This window comes from Cellulomonas iranensis NBRC 101100 = JCM 18110 (assembly GCF_001552375.1).
Classification (GTDB): domain Bacteria; phylum Actinomycetota; class Actinomycetes; order Actinomycetales; family Cellulomonadaceae; genus Cellulomonas; species Cellulomonas iranensis.
On record NZ_BCRB01000175.1, the window covers coordinates 1 to 2,285 of the forward strand.

A 2,285-nucleotide genomic window follows, 5' to 3' on the forward strand; every position below is an offset into this window, starting at 1 on the left:
CCACCCCCGCCGCACGCCGGACCGAGGAGAGACCCATGCACCGCACGCCCCCCGCCGCCCGCGCGCCGCGCACCACCCCCGCGCCGCGGGGCACGCGCACGCGCCGCCCCGACCACACCCGCCGCACCGACCGCACGCACCGCACCGCCGGTGCCCGCGCCGTGCACGTCCGCGCCGGGCGCCTCCTCGCTGCGGGTGTGCTCGCGGCGCTCGCCGCGACCGGTGCCGCCGCACCCGCGGCCGCGCTGGGACCCGCGCCCGTCCCGGCGACGACGGACGCCGGGACGCCCGCCGTCACGTGGTCCGTGCGCCCCGGCACGCCCGACGGCCCGGACGGGCGGCTGTCGCTGCGCCACGTGCTCGACCCGGGTGCGTCGGCCGACGACGCGGTCGTGCTCGACAACCTGGGCGACCGCGCCGCGACGTTCGCGGTGTACGCGGGCGACGGCACGTTGTCCGAGGGCGGCGACTTCGACCTGCCGCCCGGCGGCTCGACGCCCGTGGACGGCGGCGCGTGGGTCGCGCTCGGCGACGTCCCCGGGGCCGAGCGCCAGGCGGACGGCGCGCTGCGCGTCACGCTCGACCCCGGCGCGCGCACGACCGTGCCGGTGACGGTCGCCGTGCCGGCGGACGCGACGCCGGGCGACCACCCGGCGGGCGTCGTGGCCGAGCTGGTCACGGGCGAGGGCGTGCGGCTCGCGGCGCGCACGGGCGTGCGCCTGCACCTGCGCGTGACGGGCGAGGTCACGGCCGCGCTCGCGCCGCAGGACGTCGAGGCGCGCTGGGTGCCGTCGTGGAACCCGTTCGCGCCCGGCACGGTGCACGTGCGCTACCGCGTCGCGAACACCGGCGACGTGCGTCTCGCGGCCCGCACGGTCGCGGAGCTCGCGGGGCCGGCCGGGGTCGGCGCCGCCGAGCACCGCGCCGAGCTGCGCGAGGTGCTGCCCGGGCAGTCCGCGTGGGTCGAGGGCGACCTGCGGGTGTGGCCCGTGGTCCGCGCGGCCGGGCACGTCGACACGCGCCCGTGGGTCGTGGGCGACGACGTCGTGGACGCGGCGCTGCGCACGGGCTCGGCGTCGGTCGTGGTGTGGGCCGTGCCGTGGTCGCAGCTCGCGCTGCTGGTCGTGGTCGTGGGTGGGGTAGTGCTGGTGCGGTGGCGGCGCCGGCGCACGGCCGCGCTCGTGCAGTCGCGGGTCGACGCCGCGCTGGCGGCGGCGGGGGTGCCGGCGGCAGCGCAGCCGGCCGGCCCGGAGCGGTCGGCGACGACGACGCCGGCGAGGGCCGACGACGCGAGGGCCGACGACGCGGGGGCGACGCCGGCGGTGCCGGCGGCCCGCACCGACACCGCCTGACGCCGACCCGTCGTCGCGACGCTCGCGCCGCCCGGCGCGGGCCTCAGACCTCGCCGGCCTCCTGCGCGGCCCGCAGCGCGCGCAGCGCCTCGAGCGCGAGCGCGTGGTCGTCGGCCTGCGGCAGCCCCGAGACCGCGAGCGTGCCGACGGCACCGGCACCGTCCACGACGACAGGCACGCAGCCGCCCGCGGTCGCGTAGCGCGCGGGGTCAAGCCCGTAGTCGGCGAGCGTCTGGCCCTTGGCGGCCAGCCGCCGCCCGACGACGTACGACGCGGTCCCGAACCGGCGGACCGTGCGCACCTTGCGCTCGACCCACCCGTCGTTGTCGGCGCACGTGCCCGGCCGGGACGCATGCACCAGCTGGTGCTCGCCGCGGCGCACGTCGACGACGACGGGCAGGTCCCGCTCGGCGGCGACGCGCCACACCCACGTGCCGAGCCACCACGCGTCGTCGTGCCCGAACCGCACGAGCGTCACGTCCTGCAGCTCGGCCTCGAGCCGCGCGACCAGCGCCGTCGCGTCGTCCTGCGTGTCAGCCATGTGCCGTCCCTCTCGTCCGCCGGCCGTGCGCCGGCACCCGACCGTACGCCCGGCCGCGGTGCCGCGGCCGGGCGTACGGCGTCTGCTCCGGTGGTCAGATGTGGACGTCGCCGCAGAGGTGGACCTCGATGCCCATGCCGTGGAGCATGGCGGCCTTGGCGGTCAGGGCCTTGTCGGCGGTGGCCGCGTCGGGGGCGTAGGCCACGTTGAGGTGGTTGGCCTTGTGGCGGGCCATGAACTGGTCACGGGTCACGCCGTGCAGCACCGCGTGCAGGATCGGCCACTCGGGGTTCGTGGCCTGCTTGCGTCGCTGCGTCTCCGCGGCGGGCAGGTCCACGGCGGTGGCGCGGCCCAGGTCGGCGTGCAGACGCCCCTGCGCGATGTAGATGCGT

General features: G+C 79.1%; 2 protein-coding genes and 1 pseudogene. 1 reads left to right on the forward strand and 2 read right to left on the reverse strand.

All coding sequences use genetic code 11. From position 1 onward, the window contains the following. Positions 1-35: 35 nt before the first annotated feature. Positions 36-1,352, forward strand: coding sequence for a COG1470 family protein (locus CS2_RS18145; RefSeq protein ID WP_070321010.1), 1,317 nt, complete (start codon positions 36-38; stop codon positions 1,350-1,352). Between the two features lie 43 nt (positions 1,353-1,395). On the opposite strand, the gene CS2_RS18150 is transcribed toward CS2_RS18145, so the two are convergent. Both CS2_RS18150 and CS2_RS19240 read right to left on the reverse strand, forming a co-directional pair. Continuing rightward, entirely contained in the window at positions 1,396-1,893 is a 498-nt protein-coding gene (locus CS2_RS18150) for a heme-degrading domain-containing protein (protein ID WP_070321011.1), read from the reverse strand. Between the two features lie 94 nt (positions 1,894-1,987). Further along, positions 1,988-2,285 (reverse strand): annotated as a pseudogene (locus CS2_RS19240) (fucose isomerase); the annotation flags it as partial.